Raw genomic sequence first — 21522 nt, 5'->3', positions numbered from 1 at the left:
AAAACACGCCTTAACCTAAATAAACATAATCTCCTTAGGATAATACACTTTATAATCAACTTTAATATTATTCGCCATTGCAGATACGATGTGAGATTGTTCAGAAAGCTCTCTTATCTCACCACTTGGCATTTCTAAATAAATCGGTTTCTTTGTTGATTTTGACCCTGGACGGTAAAAATCATATGGTAAATCAGAAGTTGAGTCTGGTTTTATATAATACTCTGGATCTAACCCCATCGATCTCACCTGCTCCACTAACCAAGCAAATCGCTCAGGTTCTTCCTCAGGATTCAAATCGACATGAGCAAATAAATCTCGATTGACAAATCTCCTACATAAATCTTTTAAAATCGAATCCTCTTCTTCCATCCAAAACTGGAAGTAAGCCATTAATACATTTTCATCAAGGGCTAAATAATCTTTTAACGTGACTTTATTTTCAAAGAAAGATATAAAAGGAGTCGGTTCAAACTTAAATTGATACCCCTCTTCATATAATTTCTTTGCCCTTTTTAATACATGATTTAAAACAGCCTCTGCACTTCTAGACACGGGGTGGAAATATATTTGAAGATACATTTGATAGCGGGACATAATGTAATCTTCAATGGCATGCATTCCACTTGCTTTGAAAACAATTTGCCCTTGCCTTGGACGGATAACTCTTAAAATTCTCTCCATGTCAAAGTGTCCATAACTAACACCTGTATAATAAGCATCTCGTTGTAGATAATCCATCCGATCCGCATCAATTTGACTCGAAATCAAGCTTACCGCTAAAGTATTTGTATAGTTTTTCTCAATCACTAAAGCGACCCTTTCAGCAAAATCCGGAGAAACTTTACGTAAAACTTCATTCACTTCTGTATGACCTAATAAAATTTCCCTTGTATACATTTCATGATCCAAGTCGAATACATTTTCAAAGGCATGAGAAAATGGACCATGACCTAAATCATGAAGTAAAGCCGCGCACAGAACTACTAGTCGTTCATTATCATCCCACTCGGCACGTCCTCTAAAAACATCATCCACAATACGACGTACTATTTCATAAACACCAAGGGAATGATTAAACCGACTATGTTCTGCTCCATGGAACACTAAATAAGAAGTACCAAGCTGTTTAATACGGCGTAATCTTTGAAATTCCTTCGTGCTAATTAAATCCCAAATTACTTGATCGCGTACATGGATATAACGGTGCACAGGATCCTTAAATACTTTTTCTTCTATTAATTTAGCATTTGCGTAACTACTCACTGTCCACACCTCACTCCCATATCACTTATACTCTATTATAAGTGGGTTTAGACATAATTACATCAAATTCTCATAAAGAACTCGAATTGCACTCGTTCCACATAAAAAATAGAGACTCTCCATAATTGGATAGTCCCTACTCCTTAGATTTAAAATTCATATTTTTTGTTCTGCTGTGGTCGAATATAAATGTTATTTATCTTTTAATTTTGCTTTTACTTTTTCCATTAACTCTTCTTCAGTTAATGCATTAACAGGTCTACCATTTACAAATGTAAATGTCTTTTTACGTCCTGGACCACAATATGAATGACAGCCAATTTCAATCGTTGCATCTGGATCTAATTGTTTCAATTTCGGAATTAACGTTTTTAAATTAACGGCCTGACACTCATCGCAAACTTTAAATTCGTTTGCCATTTTGTCAACAACCCTTTCTATTTAATTATTTTTCATGACAAGACAATCTATTTTAAATATATCATTCCCATTTAACACAATTGATATTTTATCTTACTAAATCCTATCCCATCAAGTCAAAACCTAACATTTCCGTCAAAGGTCTGAACATTAACGTTAAAAATAAAACTTCTATATTCAAGACTATTACTCCATTTAAATGTACCTTCCTATAAAAATCCTTTTTTCTGCAAAAATATATGAATAAAATTGGTACATCTTGGACATTCTAGGTTTTGAGATAAGAAAAAAACTATTTTATAAACAGGAGGTAATTACAATGGTTAAAGTTAGACAAGATGCTTGGTTAAAAGAAAATGATGAACTATTAGCAGAAGCTGTTTTACGTCATGTGAAAGAAGGTAGTACACAGTTAAATGCTTTTGAGGAAGCTGGTGATGCCTTAAATCGTACAGCTGCAGCATGTGGTTTCAGATGGAATGCGGTTGTTCGCCGTTTTTATGAAAAAGAACTAGCAGAAGCTAAAAAAGAGAGAAAAGAAAGAATGAGATTATTAGGGATGAATGGTAGACGTCGCTCTCAACCTGTTTATCTACTACCAGGTGCTAATAATCAAAGTAATGAAGAGGCAAAATCTATTCCGTTATCAGCTCTTAATCTAGATATTGTCATTGCGTATCTATTACGTTTACAACATCAAGGTGGCAATGATGCAGAAGCAACAAAATGGCGCCATATCGCAAATACTGCGACTGAAAAGGTAAAAGAATTAGAGGCTCAATTAAAACGACTAGAACAAGAGAATAAAGAAATTCGAGAAGATTACGAGCAATTCGTACAAATTATGAATCGGGCTCGTAGATTAGTAACACTAGAAGAAGATGAGCAACGTGTTGCACCAGTATTTAAAATGGAGAAAAATGGTAACTTGGTAGCGAACTATACAACTGGCGCTATCGAAAAAGAAAACGTGGATGTGCATCATTAAGCACATTCACGTTTTTCCTATTTTGAAAGCATTTTTTTATTTCGTTCTAACACTCGTTGTAAATAAAACATATAAAGTTCTAATTCTTCATCATTTAAAGTATTTGCTTCTATGTTTTTAAAAAGATTTTGCAAGCGGAACACAGTATCTTGAACAGTTATCGACTTGTTTAATAGTTCACTCAAACTTGCCATTACTGACGGGTTAACTTGTGGATAAGTAAACTTAGTCTCAACATCTTTTAAACTCATGTTATAAAAATCTCTAATTAATTCTGCACGTGTTACTCCACTGCCTTCAATACATAAATAGATTTGAACAGCAATTCCCTGTCTTAAACGACGTTGAGATATTCCTGCAAACTTCTTTCCATCAATGCTTAAATCATATGAACCTGGACAATAGGATCCTATAATTTCATAAGCTTCAATTTTATCGGCTACCTCTGGGAAAAGATTCTTTATTAAATCAACCATCACATCATAACCTTCATTAATCGAGATAGATGCAGGTTCCTCTGAAAGAATAATCGATATATTTAATACACCACTGTCTAATACTACAGCTAGTCCACCAGAATTACGTACGATGGATTGGTAGCCATTTGTATGTAAAAGTTCAATGCCTTCTTGTATATAAGGTAAACGATGGTCTTGTATACCTAATACGACGGTATCATCATGAACCCACGTTCTAATTGTAGCAGGCGAACGTAATTGCCCCACGATTTCACAAAGTGTATCATCCATCGCAAAGGATTCAAGGGGTGTACGATTTCTCATGATGTTCGATTGATCGATAAAACGCCATGTTGGTTGTTGCAATAAAGGATGCATAGTAATTACTCCTTAAAGAAAACGATTTAACTTAAGAATACATGAAAATCATGTTTAATCAAATTATCACATTGCTTATTTTAATAGTAAAAGTTGTACACACTATAATGTCAAATTGGTGAATTTCGACATATTCCAGCATTCAAAGAAGGAATTATTTAGATTTTATGCTAAGATAATTGTGAATTATTATCAATTAAAGGAGTGTTACTATAATGAATGAAGCAGCAATGACCCTAGATGGTTGGTACTGTTTACACGATTTCCGCGCAATTGACTGGACTTCATGGAAGTTAGTATCTCAGGAGGAACGATCAAAAGCAATCGATGAATTCGTACAATATTTAGAGAAATTAAATGAAACTCATGTAGCGAAAACTGGCTCTCATGCTTTTTACTCAATTATCGGGCAAAAAGCTGATTTTATGTTAATGATTCTTCGCGAAACACCAGAAGAACTACAAGAATTAGAAGCGGAATTTAATAAATTAGCGATTGCAGATTTTACAATTCCAACTTATTCTTATGTTTCTGTCGTTGAGTTATCAAACTACTTAGCTGGTGAGTCAAACGAAGATCCATACCAAAACCCACATGTTCGTGCCCGTCTATACCCAGAGCTTCCTCGTACAAATTATGTTTGCTTCTATCCAATGGACAAACGCCGCGAAGGAAATGACAACTGGTATATGTTAAGCATGGACGAGCGTCGTGCATTAATGCGTTCTCACGGTTTAATTGGTCGTAGCTATGCAGGAAAAGTAAAACAAATTATTACTGGTTCAGTTGGCTTAGATGACCACGAATGGGGCGTTACATTATTCTCTGATGATATGCTACAATTCAAAAAAATCGTTTACGAAATGCGCTTTGATGAAGTATCAGCTCGCTATGGCGAATTTGGAGAGTTCTTAGTAGGAAACGTACTTGATAACGAAAAATTATTAAAGTTCCTTTCTGTAAATAAATAATGACTTCTTCTTGACATGAGTTCATATGGAATGAACTCATGTCTTTTTTTTGCATTCATAAAAAAACTGCTTCCCCAATAAATCTGGAAGCAGTTAAATATTCTACGTACCGTTTTTCTCTTTTTCATCTTTTGTTTTTAATATGAGGATGATGGTATTAATAAAAAAGCCAATAAACACAATTAAGACAAACAAATACCAATGCACCGGTTGCTCGTAAAATCCTGCCACCACAAAAGAAATAATCGCGCTGATGACAATTCCAATCCAAATGCCTATTTGCATCGTACCAACCCCTCAGGTAGATTTCTTCACCGATTCCCCTTACATGTTTTTTATCCCCTGTGAACTTAAAACTTACTTAGTAATAATTTCCTCATATATATAGTGTATTAAAAATACTAATTTTTTATACAAATTGTAACAACAAGTATTGTGTTACATACATTAGTGGCATGGGTGATTTTTTGATAAATAATTATTCTTAAATGATGACAAGCGCATATACATGTTTATGAGGAGGTTTGTGTCATATTCAGTAGCAAGCCATTAATATTATCTGGCCTGCTTTCATGCTAGAAAGATCTCTCTCGCACAACATGTTTTTGGATTGTCCTGATGTGTAAACTTATCATCCACTTTATTGATGCTTAAGTAAAATTTATATTGAAAGGATGTTTATACTTGTATTATTACTGGGGTCAACAAAATCAACAGCAATATCCTATGGGACAATATCCTATGGGGCAAACTCAAAGCGGGCAACCGCAAACTAGACCTTTCCCAATGACACAAACTACTACTCCTATGGGCGGGCAAACACCTAGTGGAATTCCAGCTCAAGGTCCATCTGCCGCTACATTACGTGAGGAATCGTACATCGAAAATATTCTACGATTAAATCGTGGAAAACCTGCGACATTCTTCTTTACTGTACCTTCTGCAAATGTGCAACAAGATACAGCCAATGGCAATACAATAAGAGTTCGTGGTGTCGTTGTTGAAGCAGGTCGTGACCATGCAATTATTCGTGAACTTGATACAAATCATAATTATCTATTCCCAATGATTTATTTTGACTTCGCTGAGTTCGATGAAGAGTTAAATTATATAAATTATCGTCCTCCATTTGGGACTTAAAAAAGTTGCCAGCATGCTTCACTTAAGTATGCTGGCATTTTTTATAAAAAAACCCACCTAAACTTTTTTTAGTTTAAGTGGGCAAAATATTAAACTTTTATTCACTTTGTAATTCTTGCGCTATTTTACTACATTCTAAAGCTACAGTATTACTTGTTAATCTCTTCGCTTGTTATTTGAGGTTACTTACTATGTTTTAAGTATTTCAATGTTGCCATACCCATCGTTTTTGCAGCAATTAACATTGCTCTTTCATCAAAATCAAAGCGTGCATGATGGTGTGGATATGCTGTTTCCCATGAAGGATTTTTTGCTCCTGTGATAAAAAATGTACCCGGTACTTTTTCTAAATAATAAGCAAAATCTTCCCCAATCATAAATGGTGCACACTCTTTTACACTCGTTACTTCTGGTACTGAGCATGCGATATCGGCAATAAATTGAGTTTCTTTTTTATGATTCACTACTGGTGGATAACCTCTAGAAAATTTATACTCAAATCTTGCATGTGCCCCTTCACATAACGTTTTTAAAAGTAGTTCAATCTCTTTCTCCAGTAATGTACGAACACTTTCTTCAAACGTTCGGACCGTTCCTTTTATTACGACTTTCTCGGCAATCACATTAAACGGATTAATTGCTTCGAAATGACCTACTGACACAACAGCAGATTTAAGGGGATCAACTCTTCTTGAAACAAGGGTTTGTAATTGTGTAATAAACTGTGAGCCAATAACAATTGAATCAACGGAATTATGTGGCTCAGCACCATGGCCACCTTTACCATGTATCGTTATTTCAAACATGTCAGCCGCAGCCATTATCGGACCATTGCGCACTAAAATATCGCCCAATGGTGTAGGTGCCCATAAATGAGTACCAAAAATAACATCCACTCCGTCTAAACAACCATCCTCAATCATTGGCTTAGCTCCACCGGGCGTAATTTCTTCTGCAAATTGATGAATAAAAACAACATTTCCCGTTAAATCAGATCGCATTTCGTTAAGTACTTTCGCAAGGACAAGTAGTGTTGCTGTATGACCATCATGACCACAAGCATGCATCACACCATCGACCTTTGATTTATATGGAACCTCGTTTAATTCTTGTATCGCAAGTGCATCAAAATCCGCGCGTAATGCTACCGTTCTACCGGGTTTCGCACCTTTTAATGTTGCAACAACTCCTCGGCCCCCTACTCCTTCACGCGCTTCAAGACCTAACTTTCTGTGGTAATCTGCAATAAACTTAGGCGTCAATACTTCTTCAAAAGATAGCTCAGGATTTTCATGTAAATGTCTGCGAATAGAAACCATTTCTTCGTAATTTTTATTTAATGCCGAAAATAAATCATTCATACAATGACCCCCTCTTCGTTTCGACAATTCTCTAATTTTACTTTACCATGACTTTCACAGTAGTATATAGAGAGAATATGAGTATTATTTGAAAATTTAAAAAAGGGCTGTGCTGAAAAATAAAATTTTCTGCACAGCCTTTGCCTATACTTATTAAACTATTGCTTCTGCGGTGATCACATTAAGACGTCATCATCCTCGTTTGCAATTTATCTGTGACGAAAGCGAAGCGACAGTCACAAATGGAGGCGCTCAAAGTGAATATTTAGACGCCTAATTTATTTCAGTTTCATGATAGAAATAATAATTAATAACCAACCGCAAATAAATAATACTCCCCCGATTGGTGTGATTGCACCAAGAACACCGATACCTGAAATCGCTAAAATAAATAAGCTTCCAGAGAAGAATAATATTCCTAAATTCATACAAATTGCGGCGATTTTAAGTTGCTTAATTGGTCCAAGTAGTTTGATTAAAACCCCAATAATCAATAAAGCCGTTGCATGGAACATTTGGTACTGTACAGCTGTATCCCAAATGCCTGCACTGTAGTCATCTAGTACTTCTTTTAATGCATGGGCGCCAAAAGCACCTAATGCCACTGCTAATAAACCATGAATGGCACCTGATATGATTGAACCTTTCATAAATAAACTTACCTCTTTCTATTATGTACGTCTTAAATTATTAAAAATCGAAAATCGAATCGCCATTTGCATCCTCTTCTTTTAGCTTAGAGGCATTCAACGAAGAAACACTATTTATGATGTTTTGTGTTTGATTAGATGAAGAATTTGATTGATTCTGTTGACTCTGTGAACTGGAACTTTTTGTTTGTGTTTTCGAATTTTGATTGCTTGCTAGTCCAACATTACACAGAGCGCGAATAGCACTTAATTGTTCACGAATTTGTTGTTCATCCTCTGTATTTTTTACATTAGCCAAAAGTAACTCGATTTCATTTAAAAGTGCTTTGTAAGAAATCATTATCTATGTTCCTCCTGTGTTTGTTTCGGTGAAAATTGCATACAATCCAACCCTGAAGACTTTTTGACGACTATGGAAGGAAGCTGTTTTGATTTAAACTGATAGGCAACGCATCCTCTTGGGTTATTTTGGTCCCAAGTCACACGAAAATGCGCACATTTAAAGCAACTCACTGTCACGTTTGCTCCCTCTCTTTCTATAACAATGTAACACGATTCAAGTGAAGTTAAAAGTTAAGTGTTTTTGGTATTAAGTCTGGGTTTCTATAAACTCCAATCAATTGGCTGTTGCCCCCATTCCACTAATTTTCCGTTAATTTTGGAAAATGGTTTACTTCCAAAAAAGCCTCGATATGCACTTAATGGACTTGGATGAGGGGCTTCCAAAATATAATGATGTGTACCAACTCGTTCAATAATCTTTTTCTTTGATTGTGCAGGTTTACCCCACAACACAAAAATCATAGGCTGCGATCTTTCGGCAAGTTTCTTGATAACCGCATCGGTAAACTTTTCCCACCCCATACCTTTATGGGAATTTGCTTCACCTTGTCTTACTGTTAATACTGTATTTAATAAAAACACACCTTGGTTTGCCCAGTTTAGTAAATTCCCGTCTTTTGGTATTGGACAACCCATATCGTTTTGAAGTTCTTGAAATATATTTTTTAAACTTGGAGGAAGAGGAACACCATTATTTACTGAAAAACACAGTCCATGGGCTTGCTCTGGACCATGGTATGGATCCTGCCCTAGCAGAACCACTTTCACCTTAGAGTAAGGTGTCGTCGTAAAGGCGTTCATGACATCCTCTCTTGGTGGATAAACTGTTGTTATGTTATATTCTTCATCAACAAATTTTTGCAATTTAATGAAATAATCTTTTTCAAATTCTTCTGCAAGGATATCTTGCCAGTCATTATCAAATACTGTATTCAAATCGTTTCACCTCACTTTCACCGTACTTCATTGTGCAATTCGTTTCAATAGAAGATTTTATGTATTTTAAGCAAGATTCACACCTCTGACCACACATCATTTTATAATTCTGACCATTTTAGCACAGTCAGATATAACTTATACTGAATATACTTTAGTTCATTTAAGGGAGTCGATATAAATGTCATTGAAAAAAACATTAACGATTGCAGGATCTGACGCATCTGGAGGAGCTGGCTTAGAAGCAGATTTAAAAGCTTTTGAGGAGCACAATACTTATGGCATGGCAGCCGTGACTGTGATTGCTACGATGGATCCAGATAATAATTGGGCTCACGGAGTTCATACTTTACCAATCGATGTATTAAAGGCTCAATTAAAAACTGCCTTTTCAACTGGTATTGATGCCTTAAAAACAGGTATGTTATCAACAGAAGAAGTCATTCAAACAACAGGCGAAGCAATTAAAGCATCGGGCGTTCAAAATGTTGTAATTGACCCTGTAATGGTTTGTAAAGGTGAAGATGAAGTACTAAATCCCGGTACTGTAGATGCAATGATTACTTATCTTCTACCAAACGCCCTTGTAACAACTCCAAATCTATTTGAAGCTGGTCAATTAGCAGGCACTGGCACACCAAAAACAATTGAAGAACTAAAAGTCGCAGCAGAAAAAATCGTGGCTCTTGGTGCTAAAAATGTTGTGATTAAAGGTGGCCGCGCACTTCAAACGGATAAAGCAGTAGATTTATTTTACGATGGAAGTGACTTCTATTTACTAGAAACAGAGAAAGTTGATACACCTTATAATCACGGTGCTGGATGTACTTTTGCAGCAAGTATTACAGCTAACTTAGCAAACGGACTATCAGTAAAAGAGGCTATCTTTGAAGCGAAAGAATTCGTGGCAGCTGGTATTAAACACGGCTGGAAACTGAATGAATTCGTGGGTCCTGTATACCACGGCGCAAAACCTCGCCTTGGTGCACCAGAAGTGATTATAAATAAAATTTAACTATAAAACGTACCCGGTACACAAACAATTCACAATATTCAGAATCGTTTGTGTACCGGGTATTTTTCTTTTTCTTTTCATAAAGTTACATTATTTACTATAATATTAGTAAATAGATGTGAAAGGAGAATTAAGATGAAGGAAGTACAAACGAATGAGCTCCAAAAGTTGCTTAATTCTTTTGCGAACAAAGACGTCTATATTCATCTAGAAACTACGAATGGAGCATATGCAACTCATTTTGATGAGAAGGTGTTTAATGCAGGAGCTTTTATTCGAAATGCAAAAATTCGCTATGAACTAGCAAAGATTATTGAAGATTCGCCACATCGTGTTGGTTTAAAGATGGAACATGGTTGGGTCTACGCACAAGGAATTACCCACTACGAATTGGATGAACAAGGTCGATTACTTATGGCTGGGTTAGACTATACAGGAAAACTTGCTGTTGCACTTGAAATAAGTGAAACACCATTTTCTTATTAAGGAGTGAAACACATGAGTTTACAACCACAACGTCAAATTTTAGTTGTCTTCCCTCACCCAGACGATGAAGCTTTTTCATCAGCCGGTACAATTCGTCTATACAGAAATGCGGGAGTCCCAGTTACATACGCTTGTTTAACTTTAGGGGAAATGGGACGAAACCTTGGAAACCCTCCATTTGCAACGCGAGAATCATTACCTGAAATTCGCCGTAAAGAATTAAAAGATGCGTGTGAAGTAATGGGTATTGAGGATTTACGTATGATGGGCTTACGTGATAAAACAGTAGAATTTGAAGACGATGAGAAAATGGTGAAACTGGTAACAGATTTAATCGATGAATTAAATCCTTCTCTAATTATTACGTTTTACCCGGGTTATGCTGTTCACCCTGATCACGAAGCAACGGCACGTGCAGTAATGGAAGCAGTTCGCCGTATGAAACCTGAAAATCGTCCTACTGTTTATGCTTGTGCATTTGCTAATAACACTGTTGCCGAAATTGGTGAGCCGAATGTTGTTATTGATGTTAGCAGTGTAAAACAAGAAAAGGTAAAAGCACTTCAAGCCCATGCCTCTCAGACAGCTTGGATGATTGAAGAAAGCACAAAACGAGTTGAAGAAGGCCGACCAATGAGTGACAGTTGGCTTCACTACGAAAAGTTTTATCAATATCATTTTGAAGACTAATTAGGATTAATATTTATTCATTAAATTAGGGAGACTATATTACTGTAGTCTCCCTATTTTTTCGAGTAACTATTACCAACCCATACATAACTATGAATAAATATTCAACGCAGACACTCAATGTTATATTAAGAAAGTATGCAATTTTCCCGCTATGAATTCTTATTATTCATTTTGTATACAGCCCAAATAGTCAGAATAATTTTACTTTCCCAAAACATATTTACAATTGTATATAGAGGCCTTATAGTGTATAAATATTCAAAACAAAAATTACAGAGAGGTAAAAACATCATGAAGAAATTCACATCTTATACATGGCTCCTTTTTATCGTTCTTTCATTAGTAGGTATATTTTTATTTATCACACCAATTAATACAGATAACGGAATTAAGGTACCTATTGCCATTTTAGCAAATACACTTTCTGCACAAGTAGCACCGATTATCCATTGGTTTGCATTCATCGTGTTTATCATTGCTGCAGTGGGTGCAGTAATTATTAAGTTTGTACCAGAGAAAAAAGATCGTACACTTTGGGATTCTTTATTCCGTGTAAATTGGTTTTGGACAAGTATGCGTATTTTAGCTGTTATTTTCGCAGCTATGTATTTATTCCAAGTAGGTCCTGAAAGCTTCACTAGCGACAACACAGCAGGACTTTTAATTACACCAGATGGCGGACTGGTTACAATGATGTTCTCATTATTCCTTTTCGCTGGATTATTACTTCCATTACTAACTGATTTCGGACTACTAGAGTTTTTCGGTTCTATGATGGTAAAAATCATGCGTCCCCTATTCAAAATTCCAGGTCGCTCTGCTATTGACTGTTTAGCATCATTTGTAGGAGACGGAACAATCGGGGTTTTATTAACTTCTAAACAATATGAAGATGGAAACTATACGGCTCGTGAGGCAGCAACGATTGCCACAACATTCTCAGTAGTATCAATTACATTCTGTTTCGTTGTACTTGAAACAGTTAATTTAAATAAATACTTCTTACAATTTTATGGAACAGTAATTTTAGTTAGTATTATCCTAGCTCTTATTATGCCGCGCATTTTCCCATTACGTGGAAAAGCCGACACAAATTTTAACGGAACAAAGCCTGATGCTCAGCTTGAAGACGTGCCAGAAGGATTCAACACTTTTTCTTACGGATTACACAGCGCATTAACTAAAGCAGAAAGCAATAAAAGTTTAGGTAAAGTTATTGGTTCTGGATTTAAAAACGTTTTAGAAATGTGGTTTGCCATTACACCTGTTATTATGGCATTCGGTACAATCGCATTAGTTCTTGCTGAGTATACTAGTTTCTTCAAAATTTTAGGTATGCCGTTTGAGCCAATTTTAGCAGTATTACAAATTCCTTTCGCTGATGAAGCTGCTCAAACGATGATCGTTGGTTTTGCTGATATGTTATTACCTTCTATTTTAGGATCTGGCATTGAATCAGAATTAACTCGATTCTTTATCGCAACCGTTTCGGTAACACAATTAATCTATATGTCAGAAGTGGGTGGATTAATTTTAGGAACGAAATTACCGTTAAAGATTTGGGATTTATTCATTATCTTCTTAATTCGTACAATCATTTCAATTCCGATTGTTGCTTTAATTGCACATATTATTTTCTAAAGGAGGTGTCCAAAAAGTAATAATTTTTTGGACACCTCTTTTCTTTCTTGATAAAAATATCTTATGAATTATTGCTCCTGCGGTAGTCGAAATAAATTTCCACTATCCTCGTCGCAAAGGAGTTGTCTCAAAATGACTTTTCAGACAACTCCTTTTCTTACGATTAGTCAAGTATATTTAAGTTATTTCTTTTATTTTAATGAATTAGTTTTAGAAGGGAGGGGTACCCCTCCCTTCTAAAACTAATTTTTTCATGCCGAAAAAACCTAACGATTTTTATTTTTTTCGAAAGGTCTATATGATATAGTTGTATTACGTTTTATTACGATTTCTGAGCTGGTAGTGCGGACTCATAATCGTATAGGATTCCTCGTGTTAATAACTGAAAGGTCACTTTCAAAAATTTATTAACACAAGCTATCATCGCAACCTTATGAGGCTTTCTCTGAGGTTGCTTTTTTAATTTATAATAGTAATCCGCAAAATGATTGGGTTTTTCTTTTAACATAAGCATCCCTTGTATCATGAAATATAAAATTTTTCGCAAATGTTTATTCCCACGCTTATTGATTCGGTCCCGATATTGTGTGTTGCCAGATTGATAACGCATAATATCAATTCCTGCGTATGCATTTAATTGTTTCGCATTTTTAAAACGGCGAATATCACCGATTTCACCTATCAGACGACAAGCGGTTGAATCGCCCACACCAGGAATAGAACGTAATACAAGATATTCTTGACGTTCTTTTGATAACGTCTTCATCTGTTGGACAAGCGCTTCTTTTTTATCTTTCAATTCTGCAATCCGTATGGCGTAATCCTTTACTTGATCACATCGAACATCTGTCGGTTTAATGGCTGGATAACTATTTTGCGCTGCTTCGATTAGCTCAATTGCTTTTTTCTCTGCACGAGTAAGTGAAAGGTTCTTTTTTGTATTTGCCTTTAAATGATTTTTAATTACTGTTTTTGAATGGGCTAATACAAGTGCTGGATGTGGATACAGCTGCACGATATTTAAGAATAAAGCAGAACTTGGTGTAATGAGTTTTTCAAGCTCTGGGAAGCTCATATGCAAAATCGCATGCATCCGACTTTTAAGTAAAATTATTTCTTCATCCACTTCATCGTAATAACGTGTGAGAGCTCGCATCTGTTCATAATAATCCTCTTGAACGTATGTCGTTTCACGCTCCATTTTAAAGTGTGTTTTCGCTAATTCGTGTGCATCACTTACATCCGTCTTATGACGTCGCATTTTTGCCATTTGTAGGTTCGCTTCAAGCGGGTTCATCCGACTATATGTATAACCATGATTTTTTAAAAATGCTTCTACCGATTTCGAATAGACACCAGTTGCTTCAAAGACAATTTCAGGTGCTTGTCCATCAAACTTCGTTATTTCTTCAATACGATTATGTAATCGTTCAAAATCAACTCGGGTATGATTTAGTTCACCTTCATATTCACATTGTCGATATTGATTATACATAACTACCGAACTTTTCCCTTTACTCACATCTAACGCAATGACATGATTCATCATTCTATTCTCCTTTTTAGCCAATCATAGAAGTCCTCACATTGCCTTATCGATTCCACTTTCTTATACACGATCTCTTGGACCCAACATACTAAACTGATTCATATAAGGATGTGAAGTTAGCCGGTTTTTTTTACGGACTCTCATACGTCCCTGGAGCTGTTCGACTTTCCTTCACTTCTACTATAAAAAAATAGTAGCACAAACCATGGCCTTGGTTTGTACTACTAATGTTAGTATGTTTTTCTTCCACAATTATGTAAAGTTAAAAGTTCGTTCACAATAAAGCGTTTACATCGATTAAATTTTTTGAATTCAATAAATATTTGTGAAAAAAGCGTGATATCTGTGTTAGAATTATAAAATATTTTAAATATAATAAAACTTTCAAAACAAAAAGTTTTTTGAAAGTTCTACCAATTGAAACCTATAGTACGGGGGTAACAAAAAAATGGAAGTTGACTCAAAAACATTTGCAGTGGAAAATATTTTAATTGCACATCATCTATTAAAAGATGTTGTTGTACATACACCACTTCAAAAAAATGACTATTTATCTGAAAAGTACGGTGCAAATATTTATATTAAACGTGAAGATTTACAACATGTTCGTTCATTTAAGTTGCGCGGTGCTTATTATAAAATAAAAAAAATAGAAGACGCTGCTCGCACTAGTGGAGTTGTTTGTGCAAGTGCTGGAAATCACGCACAAGGTGTAGCCTTTGCATGTGCTCACTTAGGAATTAAAGGTGCAATCTTTATGCCTTTAACAACACCAAAACAAAAAGTAGACCAAGTTCGCATGTTCGGTCGAAACAATGTAGAGATTATTCTAGCTGGAGATACATTTGACGATTCTGCAGCTGCAGCTATGGACTATTGTGAAGAACACGACATGATCTTTATCCATCCATTTGATGATTTAGATATCATTGCGGGTCAAGGAACAGTTGCTGTAGAAATTATGAATGACGTTGAAGCACCAATTGATTTCTTATTTGGTGGTATTGGTGGCGGCGGTCTAATGTCTGGCGTTGCATCATATGTAAAAAACTTATCACCTAACAGTAAGGTAATCGGAGTTGAGCCAGCTGGTGCTGCAAGTATGAAAGCAGCCTTTGAAAATGATGGTCCTACAACTTTAGGGAAAATTGATAAATTCTGCGATGGTACAGCCGTACAATGTGTTGGACAAACTACGTATGAAATTTGCCGTACGTATTTAGACGATATCGTTCTTGTTCCAGAAGGCAAAGTAAGTACAACGATTCTTGATTTATATAATAAACACGCAATCGTTGCTGAGCCATCTGGTGCCCTTCCAGTAGCCGCTCTTGATTTATATAAAGATGAAATTAAAGGGAAAACTGCAGTAGCAATTATTACGGGAGGAAACAATGATATCAGCCGTATGCAAGAAATCCGTGAAAAATCTTTATTATTCGAAGGGTTACTTTATTACTTCATTGTAAACTTCCCACAACGTGCAGGAGCTTTACGCCAATTTTTAACGGTTGTTCTTGGTCCAAATGATGATATTACAACATTTGAATATACTAAGAAAAACAACAAAGAATCTGGCCCTGCATTAGTTGGTATCGAGGTTAGCAAACCAGAAGATTATCAGGGATTAATCGAACGTATGCGTACTAACGGTTTTGAATTTAAGGAAGTAAACAAAGACAGCACGCTGTTTGGATTATTGGTTTAATATTTAGCTTAGCGCACTCGGAGTTGGTTTCGGGTGCTTTTTTATTTATTTGGGTTTATGGGCGGCTTTTGATGATTTACGGGCGGTCCTAATGTTTATGGGCGCTTTTCAAATTTAGCTAAAATATTTCTAGGAATCTTATACTTTCTATCTTTTCTAAAACCTCTATACTCTAATTTCAAGTCAATAATTAATCGTTTTGCAGCATACCGAGACTCAATATTTAAATAATTTCTAAACTCGCTATTTGAAATCCAAACATCATGTAAATTACGATAATCAAGCAATGCCTCATATAACGATTCCTTTGTTTTGGTTTTACAAACAGGACAGACAAATTGTCCATGTTTATACTCCATTACGAATTTATAGAGACACCGTTTACACTGTGCACCAGTTCTTAATTTATTGCGATCAACATTTACATCCCATTCTTTAGGCTTCCTCATTTCAAGTAACTTCTTTTTTACGCATTCTAATTCTTGGTCAGAAATTTGATTATAGTTATACTTCGAAAATAAATGATAGATATGAGTTTGTAGTCCACTTACATGAAAAATCGCTATTTCCGATGGTACATCTCCAATAATTGTTGTAGGCTGAGCTAGGATAATCGCATACTCAACAGGTAAAGCAATATTCCAGTTCCAAATCATTCGTTTAAAGAATCTGACATGACGTTCAATTTGGTTAATTGGATTAGAAAAGCCCTCTCTTGTTCCATCTAAACGTGTTCTAATAAATTGATGCTTCTTTTGGTCAAAGTCGATTTGCCCTCCAATATTTTTAATCTCTAATAGTAAAATAAAATTCCTACAAATAAATATAGTATCAATTTGATGGGAATGATTCACTTCATTTTCTGTTTCATAGTTATGAAATAAGTAATGATTTGAAGGCACGATGATTTCTCCCCATTCTCGGTCAACGCGAACTTCACCCTCAAATCCATGCTTAGTGGTTATATAGATATTTTTATAATGCTCATACTCATAATCTTCCAATGGTAATCTACGTAAAATACTCTCTAATAACATTAGATTATTAGGCTTTTCCCTTTGTAAAACAATCATCTCTCTCCCTCCTTGTCCAAATTTTATTAAGTAAGCTCTATTTGGTCAAAATGTCAAAATTCAGATTTGCCCCTATTCCCTTTTCTAAAAACCAATTTTCACTCGCTCGATAAACATAGCTATCTCAAAGAAATCCAGCAATATCAACACTCCCCAAATCAATTTCCTTTCTTCCATAAAATAAATTTAGCATAAAAAAACCCCAGTGTTAGTTCCCTAACAACTGAGGTGCGACACTATTATTCTATTATCCCAACAACGCTCGGTCTGAGTTCATTTTTTCACCACGGATTTTCTCGAACTCGTTCATTAGGTCTGGGATTGTTAATGATGGCTTTTTATCCTCATCAATTGATAGAATGATTTGACCTTTATCCATCATTATAAGGCGGTTTCCTAAATCAATTGCTTGTTGCATGTTGTGGGTAACCATTAAAGTTGTTAAGTTCCCTTCTTCAACAAGTTGCTTCGTTAAATTTGTAATTAATTCAGCACGAGATGGGTCTAGGGCAGCCGTATGTTCATCCAACAGTAAGATGTCAGGTTTTGTAAACGTTGCCATTAGTAGAGATAACGCTTGTCTTTCCCCACCTGAAAGCATACCTACTTTCGCATTTAAACGATTTTCTAAATTTAAATGTAATTTTTCCAAAGATGTTCTGAAGAAATCACGGCGTTCACGATTTGAACCAAAACGTAATCTACGTTTAGCATTTCTTGAGTATGCAATCGCTACGTTTTCCTCAATTGTCATTGAAGGTGCAGTACCGGCCATTGGATCTTGGAAAACGCGGCCAATGTAATGAGATCTTTTATACTCAGGAAGTCTCGTAACATCTTTCCCATCAATGGATACTGTTCCAAAGTCAGGTGTTAGCGCCCCTGAGATCATGTTCATCATTGTTGATTTTCCAGCACCGTTACTCCCGATAATTGTTACAAAATCACCAGGTGCTAAATGTAAATTAATATTGTCTAAAGCAATCTTTTCATCGGGTGTTGCTTCATTAAAGATTTTATTAATACCTTCCAATTTAAGCAAGGTGATTCCCCCCTTGCGCCATGTTTTGCTCTCCAAGACGTTCTGCCCGTCTTTTTAGCTTTCTTCTCTTCTCACGTCGTTTATCAATGAACTGCGGAAGAACTAACGCTAAAATAACAATTACTGCAGTGATTAATTTCATATCAGATGTATCTAACCAATCGATACGAAGAGCTATCGCATAAATAATACGGTAAATAATAGCCCCTGCAATAACTGCAATTGTTGTGCGGAAGATTGTCTTTGTTCCGAAAATAGCTTCACCGATAATAACAGATGCTAGACCGATAACGATCATCCCAATCCCCATATTTGCATCGGCAAATTTTGAATATTGAGCGATTAAAGCTCCAGAAAATGCAACTAGGGCATTTGAAATTCCAAGACCTAACACAATTAACGAATCCGTGTTTGCTGAGAAGCTTCGAATCATTCGTTTGTTGTCACCTGTTGCACGGATTGCAAGACCAACTTCTGTTTTTAAGAACCAATCTGCAATAAACTTGATGATAAGTGTAATAATAAGCACTACTAAAATTGTTCCCCAAGTAGAAGGAGCTGTTTGGAAGCCTAACGTATTTTTAATGAAATTTGTTAATGCTGTATCAATGCCTAAATTACTCCAAAAACTTTGAAATTGTGAAAAAATCGTATCAGTATTCATGAGTGGAATATTTGGTTTTACAATTGCATTTTCTGCAGATAACCCCATTATACGTAGATTGATTGAATACAATGCAATCATCATTAAAATACCTGAAAGGAGTGGATTTATTTTACCTTTCGTGTGTAAAAGACCAGTCATACATCCTGCAATAAATCCAGCAACAATTGCCATTAATGTAGCTAGTATCGGGTTATAACCTAATGCGATCATCATTGCCGCTGTAGAAGCTCCCGTAACAAAGCTGCCATCAACCGTTAAATCCGGAAAATCTAACACTCGGAATGTTAGGTACACCCCGAGTGCCATAATTGCATAGATGATTCCTTGCTCAACTGAACCGAACAATGCTGCAAACATAATGAATCATCTCTCCTTACTAACTCTATTATTCAAATAACTCTGCATTCCAAGAGTCTTTCACTTCAAGACCTAATTTCTCAACAGTAGCCTTATTCATAAGTAATTTTAAGTTTGCTGGGTAAGCTGATGGAATTTCTGCAGGTGTAGCTTCACCATTTAAAATTTTCACAGCCATTTGACCAGCTTCATAACCGATATCATAGTATTCGAAACCGTAAGCACCTAAACCGCCACGTTTTACTGAATCTAGTTCTCCAACCATTAATGGTAATTTGTTTGCTTCTGCAACTTCAACTACTGATTCAAGGGCAGAAACAACCGTGTTATCAGTGATAATGTATAAAGAATCAACTTTACCGATTAAAGATTCTGTAGCTTGTTTTACTTCAGCAGATGTTGAAACTGCTGCTTCTTCTAATTTTAAACCAGCCTCTTCTAATAGAGCACGAACTTGATCTACTTGAGCTACTGAGTTTTGTTCACCAGTGTTATAAACAGTACCAACAGTTTTAGCACCTAATTCATCTTTTAAGAATGCTACTGTGTTTGCAATTGTATCAGGATGTAAGTCTACTGTACCTGTTACGTTACCACCAGGAGCTTCCATAGAATCGATTAATTGTGCACCAACAGCATCTGTTACAGATGTGAAGATGATAGGAATATCAGAAGTTGCACCTTTTACCGCTTGAGCTGATGGAGTTGAGTTTGCAAAAATTAAATCAACACCTTCATTTACTAAGTTTTGTGCAATTGTTGTATTCATACTTTGATCGTTTTGAGCGTTTTCTTCAACAAACTCTACTTGTAAACCAGCGTCTTCAAGTGCTTTTTTGAAACCGTCAGTTGCAGCGTCTAAAGATGGGTGCTCAACGATTTGTGTAATACCAACTTTAAATGTTTTTGCTTCTTCTGTACCTTCAGTATCTGTACTTTGTTCTGCATTGTCAGTAGATTTTTCGCTACCACCACACGCAGCTAGTAAAAGTACTAGACCAAAAAGTAAGAATGAAAGTTTTTTCACATTACTTTTCATGTGTCTTTTTTCCCCCCGACTTTTTATTCACAAAATCCTTTAAAATTTTTCGAATCTATTAAATAATTCGAAAAAATTAGAGTTTATCGATATATTACATTGTACTTATTTAATAGTCAACCAACTTTGGCAATCTTCTGAAATGATTTAATAGTCAAATAGTTTCCCTATAATACCAATTTATCGCTTTAAATCGCTAAACTATAATGTTTATTTTAGCATTTAACTATATCAAAAAAGTAATTCATTATGACAATATTTCGACATTTTTCTATATTGGTAAATTTCACACTATATTTGATAGGAATTTGACATATGTGACAATCTATTATAATATATTACTTTGTGTTCATTCACCGTGGTTCGAAACCATCCCACGAAAAAAAACTAAGGAGAAGTGAATATGAAAGTAAAGTTTTTAGCAACAACGGGGATTATTGCTGCTCTTTATATTGCAGTAACGATGCTAGTTGCCCCATTTGGATTTACGGAAATTCAATTCCGTGTATCTGAAATGTTTAATCATTTAGTAGCATTTAATCCACGCTACATGCTTGGTGTTGTAATAGGCGTATTTATCGCAAATTTATTCTCACCACTAGGCATCTATGATTTAATTTTTGGCGTAGGACACTCTATTATCACTCTTGCAATCTTCATTTTGATTTGTAAGTATGTAAAAAATACTTTAGTCCGCATGGTTATAAATTCATTTCTATTTACAGTGACGATGTTTATAATCGCCCTTGAATTAAATCTTGCTTTAGAATTACCATTTTTATGGACATGGTTAACATGTGCTGTGGGTGAATTTGTTGTGCTAATTATTGGTGTGCCAATTATGCACCTTTTAAATAAACGTTTAAATTTCAAAGATTTAATTTAACGTTAGAACCGATAGACTTTATGTCTGTCGGTTTTTTATTTTCGTTGTAAAACTTTTCTGAAAACATTGACATCGTGAAAAGTTAAGTCTAGAATACTATTAACAAATTGTTCGGATACGGTAGCAGGTTGCGGGAGCGCGACCACCGTCAGAGCAAAGCAGAGTTTAGATGAGAATAGCAGAGTAAATTGATGAATAAGAATAGTAGCGCATTTTGGACGCTAAAGAGAGCTAGTGGTTGGTGTAAACTAGTGCGGACAATTGCGTGAATGGGCCTTATGAGAGCAACTAGCTTTCATTGTTAGTTGACGTCTTTCCTACGTTACAAGGAAGTGTTTTTCGTGATTCAATTCATGAAAATACACGCCAAGGTGGAAGTAATTTTTACTTCAACAGAGGTGGCAACGCGGTGCAAATCGTCCTCTACAAATGGGATTTTCCCTTTGTAGAGGACTT

22 protein-coding genes, 1 riboswitch and 1 other annotated feature are annotated in these 21522 nt (G+C 35.6%); of the genes, 9 read left to right on the top strand and 13 right to left on the bottom strand.

Annotation, left to right across the window (positions count from 1 at the left end):
* Positions 1–15 precede the first annotated feature (15 nt).
* The gene (locus NKR20_RS02430) at positions 16–1266 is read right to left on the bottom strand and encodes an HD domain-containing protein (RefSeq protein ID WP_121215484.1); all 1251 of its coding nucleotides are present in this window, start codon (positions 1264–1266) and stop codon (positions 16–18) included.
* 192 nt (positions 1267–1458) lie between these two features.
* Complete coding sequence (locus tag NKR20_RS02425) at positions 1459–1686, bottom strand: YuzB family protein (protein WP_097071633.1); 228 nt, start codon at positions 1684–1686, stop codon at positions 1459–1461.
* Between the two features lie 319 nt (positions 1687–2005).
* Between NKR20_RS02425 and NKR20_RS02420 the strand changes: the two genes are divergently transcribed.
* Entirely contained in the window at positions 2006–2674 is a 669-nt protein-coding gene (locus tag NKR20_RS02420; RefSeq protein WP_121215485.1) for an RsfA family transcriptional regulator, read from the top strand.
* A 17-nt stretch (positions 2675–2691) separates the two neighbouring features.
* Here NKR20_RS02420 and lipL read toward each other — a convergent pair whose 3' ends face one another.
* A complete protein-coding gene (gene lipL, locus NKR20_RS02415) occupies positions 2692–3510 on the bottom strand; it encodes an octanoyl-[GcvH]:protein N-octanoyltransferase (RefSeq protein WP_253423209.1) in 819 nt (272 codons plus the stop codon).
* Positions 3511–3725: 215 nt separating this feature from the next.
* Here lipL and hemQ point away from each other — a divergent pair, with 215 nt between their 5' ends.
* Entirely contained in the window at positions 3726–4481 is a 756-nt protein-coding gene (gene hemQ, locus NKR20_RS02410) for a hydrogen peroxide-dependent heme synthase (RefSeq protein WP_121215487.1), read from the top strand.
* Positions 4482–4583: 102 nt separating this feature from the next.
* Here the strand turns inward: hemQ and NKR20_RS02405 are convergent, their stop codons facing one another.
* On the bottom strand, positions 4584–4766 hold the full coding sequence (locus NKR20_RS02405; protein ID WP_121215488.1) for a hypothetical protein: 183 nt from the start codon (positions 4764–4766) through the stop codon (positions 4584–4586).
* Positions 4767–5165: 399 nt separating this feature from the next.
* Between NKR20_RS02405 and NKR20_RS02400 the strand changes: the two genes are divergently transcribed.
* The gene (locus NKR20_RS02400; protein ID WP_245987614.1) at positions 5166–5621 is read left to right on the top strand and encodes a spore coat protein GerQ; all 456 of its coding nucleotides are present in this window, start codon (positions 5166–5168) and stop codon (positions 5619–5621) included.
* 182 nt (positions 5622–5803) lie between these two features.
* Here NKR20_RS02400 and NKR20_RS02395 read toward each other — a convergent pair whose 3' ends face one another.
* The 4 genes from NKR20_RS02395 to NKR20_RS02375 all read right to left on the bottom strand — a co-directional run bounded on the left by NKR20_RS02395 (position 5804) and on the right by NKR20_RS02375 (position 8910).
* The gene (locus NKR20_RS02395; RefSeq protein WP_121215489.1) at positions 5804–6982 is read right to left on the bottom strand and encodes an amidohydrolase; all 1179 of its coding nucleotides are present in this window, start codon (positions 6980–6982) and stop codon (positions 5804–5806) included.
* A 278-nt stretch (positions 6983–7260) separates the two neighbouring features.
* Positions 7261–7632, bottom strand: a complete 372-nt coding sequence (locus tag NKR20_RS02390; RefSeq protein ID WP_253423206.1) for a DUF423 domain-containing protein — start codon at positions 7630–7632, stop codon at positions 7261–7263.
* A gap of 40 nt (positions 7633–7672) precedes the next feature.
* Complete coding sequence (locus NKR20_RS02385) at positions 7673–7972, bottom strand: DUF5327 family protein (protein WP_253423203.1); 300 nt, start codon at positions 7970–7972, stop codon at positions 7673–7675.
* Positions 7973–8235: 263 nt separating this feature from the next.
* Positions 8236–8910 carry a uracil-DNA glycosylase gene (locus tag NKR20_RS02375; RefSeq protein WP_253423198.1) on the bottom strand — a complete coding sequence of 225 codons (675 nt, stop codon included), beginning with the start codon at positions 8908–8910 and terminating at the stop codon, positions 8236–8238.
* Between the two features lie 181 nt (positions 8911–9091).
* On the opposite strand from NKR20_RS02375, the gene thiD reads away from it, so the two are divergent.
* From thiD to NKR20_RS02355, 4 genes are all read left to right on the top strand, one after another.
* Positions 9092–9925 (top strand): bifunctional hydroxymethylpyrimidine kinase/phosphomethylpyrimidine kinase, encoded by an 834-nt coding sequence (gene thiD, locus NKR20_RS02370; RefSeq protein WP_253423196.1) that lies wholly within the window; start codon positions 9092–9094, stop codon positions 9923–9925.
* A gap of 135 nt (positions 9926–10060) precedes the next feature.
* Positions 10061–10411, top strand: coding sequence for a YojF family protein (locus tag NKR20_RS02365; RefSeq protein WP_121215495.1), 351 nt, complete (start codon positions 10061–10063; stop codon positions 10409–10411).
* A 12-nt stretch (positions 10412–10423) separates the two neighbouring features.
* Positions 10424–11101 (top strand): bacillithiol biosynthesis deacetylase BshB2, encoded by a 678-nt coding sequence (gene bshB2, locus NKR20_RS02360; RefSeq protein ID WP_253423194.1) that lies wholly within the window; start codon positions 10424–10426, stop codon positions 11099–11101.
* Between the two features lie 294 nt (positions 11102–11395).
* Complete coding sequence (locus tag NKR20_RS02355; protein WP_253423192.1) at positions 11396–12745, top strand: YjiH family protein; 1350 nt, start codon at positions 11396–11398, stop codon at positions 12743–12745.
* Positions 12746–13067: 322 nt separating this feature from the next.
* Here NKR20_RS02355 and NKR20_RS02350 read toward each other — a convergent pair whose 3' ends face one another.
* Entirely contained in the window at positions 13068–14291 is a 1224-nt protein-coding gene (locus tag NKR20_RS02350; protein ID WP_121216054.1) for an IS110 family RNA-guided transposase, read from the bottom strand.
* Between the two features lie 451 nt (positions 14292–14742).
* Here NKR20_RS02350 and ilvA point away from each other — a divergent pair, with 451 nt between their 5' ends.
* Complete coding sequence (gene ilvA / locus NKR20_RS02345) at positions 14743–16002, top strand: threonine ammonia-lyase IlvA (RefSeq protein ID WP_121215793.1); 1260 nt, start codon at positions 14743–14745, stop codon at positions 16000–16002.
* Positions 16003–16097: 95 nt separating this feature from the next.
* On the opposite strand, the gene NKR20_RS02340 is transcribed toward ilvA, so the two are convergent.
* The 4 genes from NKR20_RS02340 to NKR20_RS02325 form a co-directional block, all read right to left on the bottom strand.
* A complete protein-coding gene (locus tag NKR20_RS02340; RefSeq protein WP_253423190.1) occupies positions 16098–17075 on the bottom strand; it encodes a nuclease-related domain-containing protein in 978 nt (325 codons plus the stop codon).
* Positions 17076–17322: 247 nt separating this feature from the next.
* On the bottom strand, positions 17323–18117 hold the full coding sequence (locus tag NKR20_RS02335) for an ABC transporter ATP-binding protein (RefSeq protein WP_253423188.1): 795 nt from the start codon (positions 18115–18117) through the stop codon (positions 17323–17325).
* On the bottom strand, positions 18110–19141 hold the full coding sequence (locus NKR20_RS02330; RefSeq protein ID WP_121215790.1) for an ABC transporter permease: 1032 nt from the start codon (positions 19139–19141) through the stop codon (positions 18110–18112). The genes NKR20_RS02335 and NKR20_RS02330 overlap by 8 nt, the downstream gene beginning before the upstream one ends.
* 28 nt (positions 19142–19169) lie before the next feature.
* Positions 19170–20180 (bottom strand): ABC transporter substrate-binding protein, encoded by a 1011-nt coding sequence (locus tag NKR20_RS02325; protein ID WP_253423187.1) that lies wholly within the window; start codon positions 20178–20180, stop codon positions 19170–19172.
* A gap of 352 nt (positions 20181–20532) precedes the next feature.
* Positions 20533–20577, top strand: a riboswitch (PreQ1 riboswitch).
* A gap of 6 nt (positions 20578–20583) precedes the next feature.
* Here NKR20_RS02325 and NKR20_RS02320 point away from each other — a divergent pair.
* A complete protein-coding gene (locus NKR20_RS02320) occupies positions 20584–21066 on the top strand; it encodes a QueT transporter family protein (RefSeq protein WP_121215788.1) in 483 nt (160 codons plus the stop codon).
* A 182-nt stretch (positions 21067–21248) separates the two neighbouring features.
* Positions 21249–21493: a binding site (T-box leader), on the top strand.
* Positions 21494–21522: the final 29 nt, after the last annotated feature.

Source organism: Ureibacillus endophyticus, assembly GCF_024159215.1.
Lineage (GTDB): Bacteria > Bacillota > Bacilli > Bacillales_A > Planococcaceae > Ureibacillus > Ureibacillus endophyticus.
Note: the sequence above shows the minus strand (reverse complement) of the source record. Positions and strands in the feature narration are given on the sequence as shown.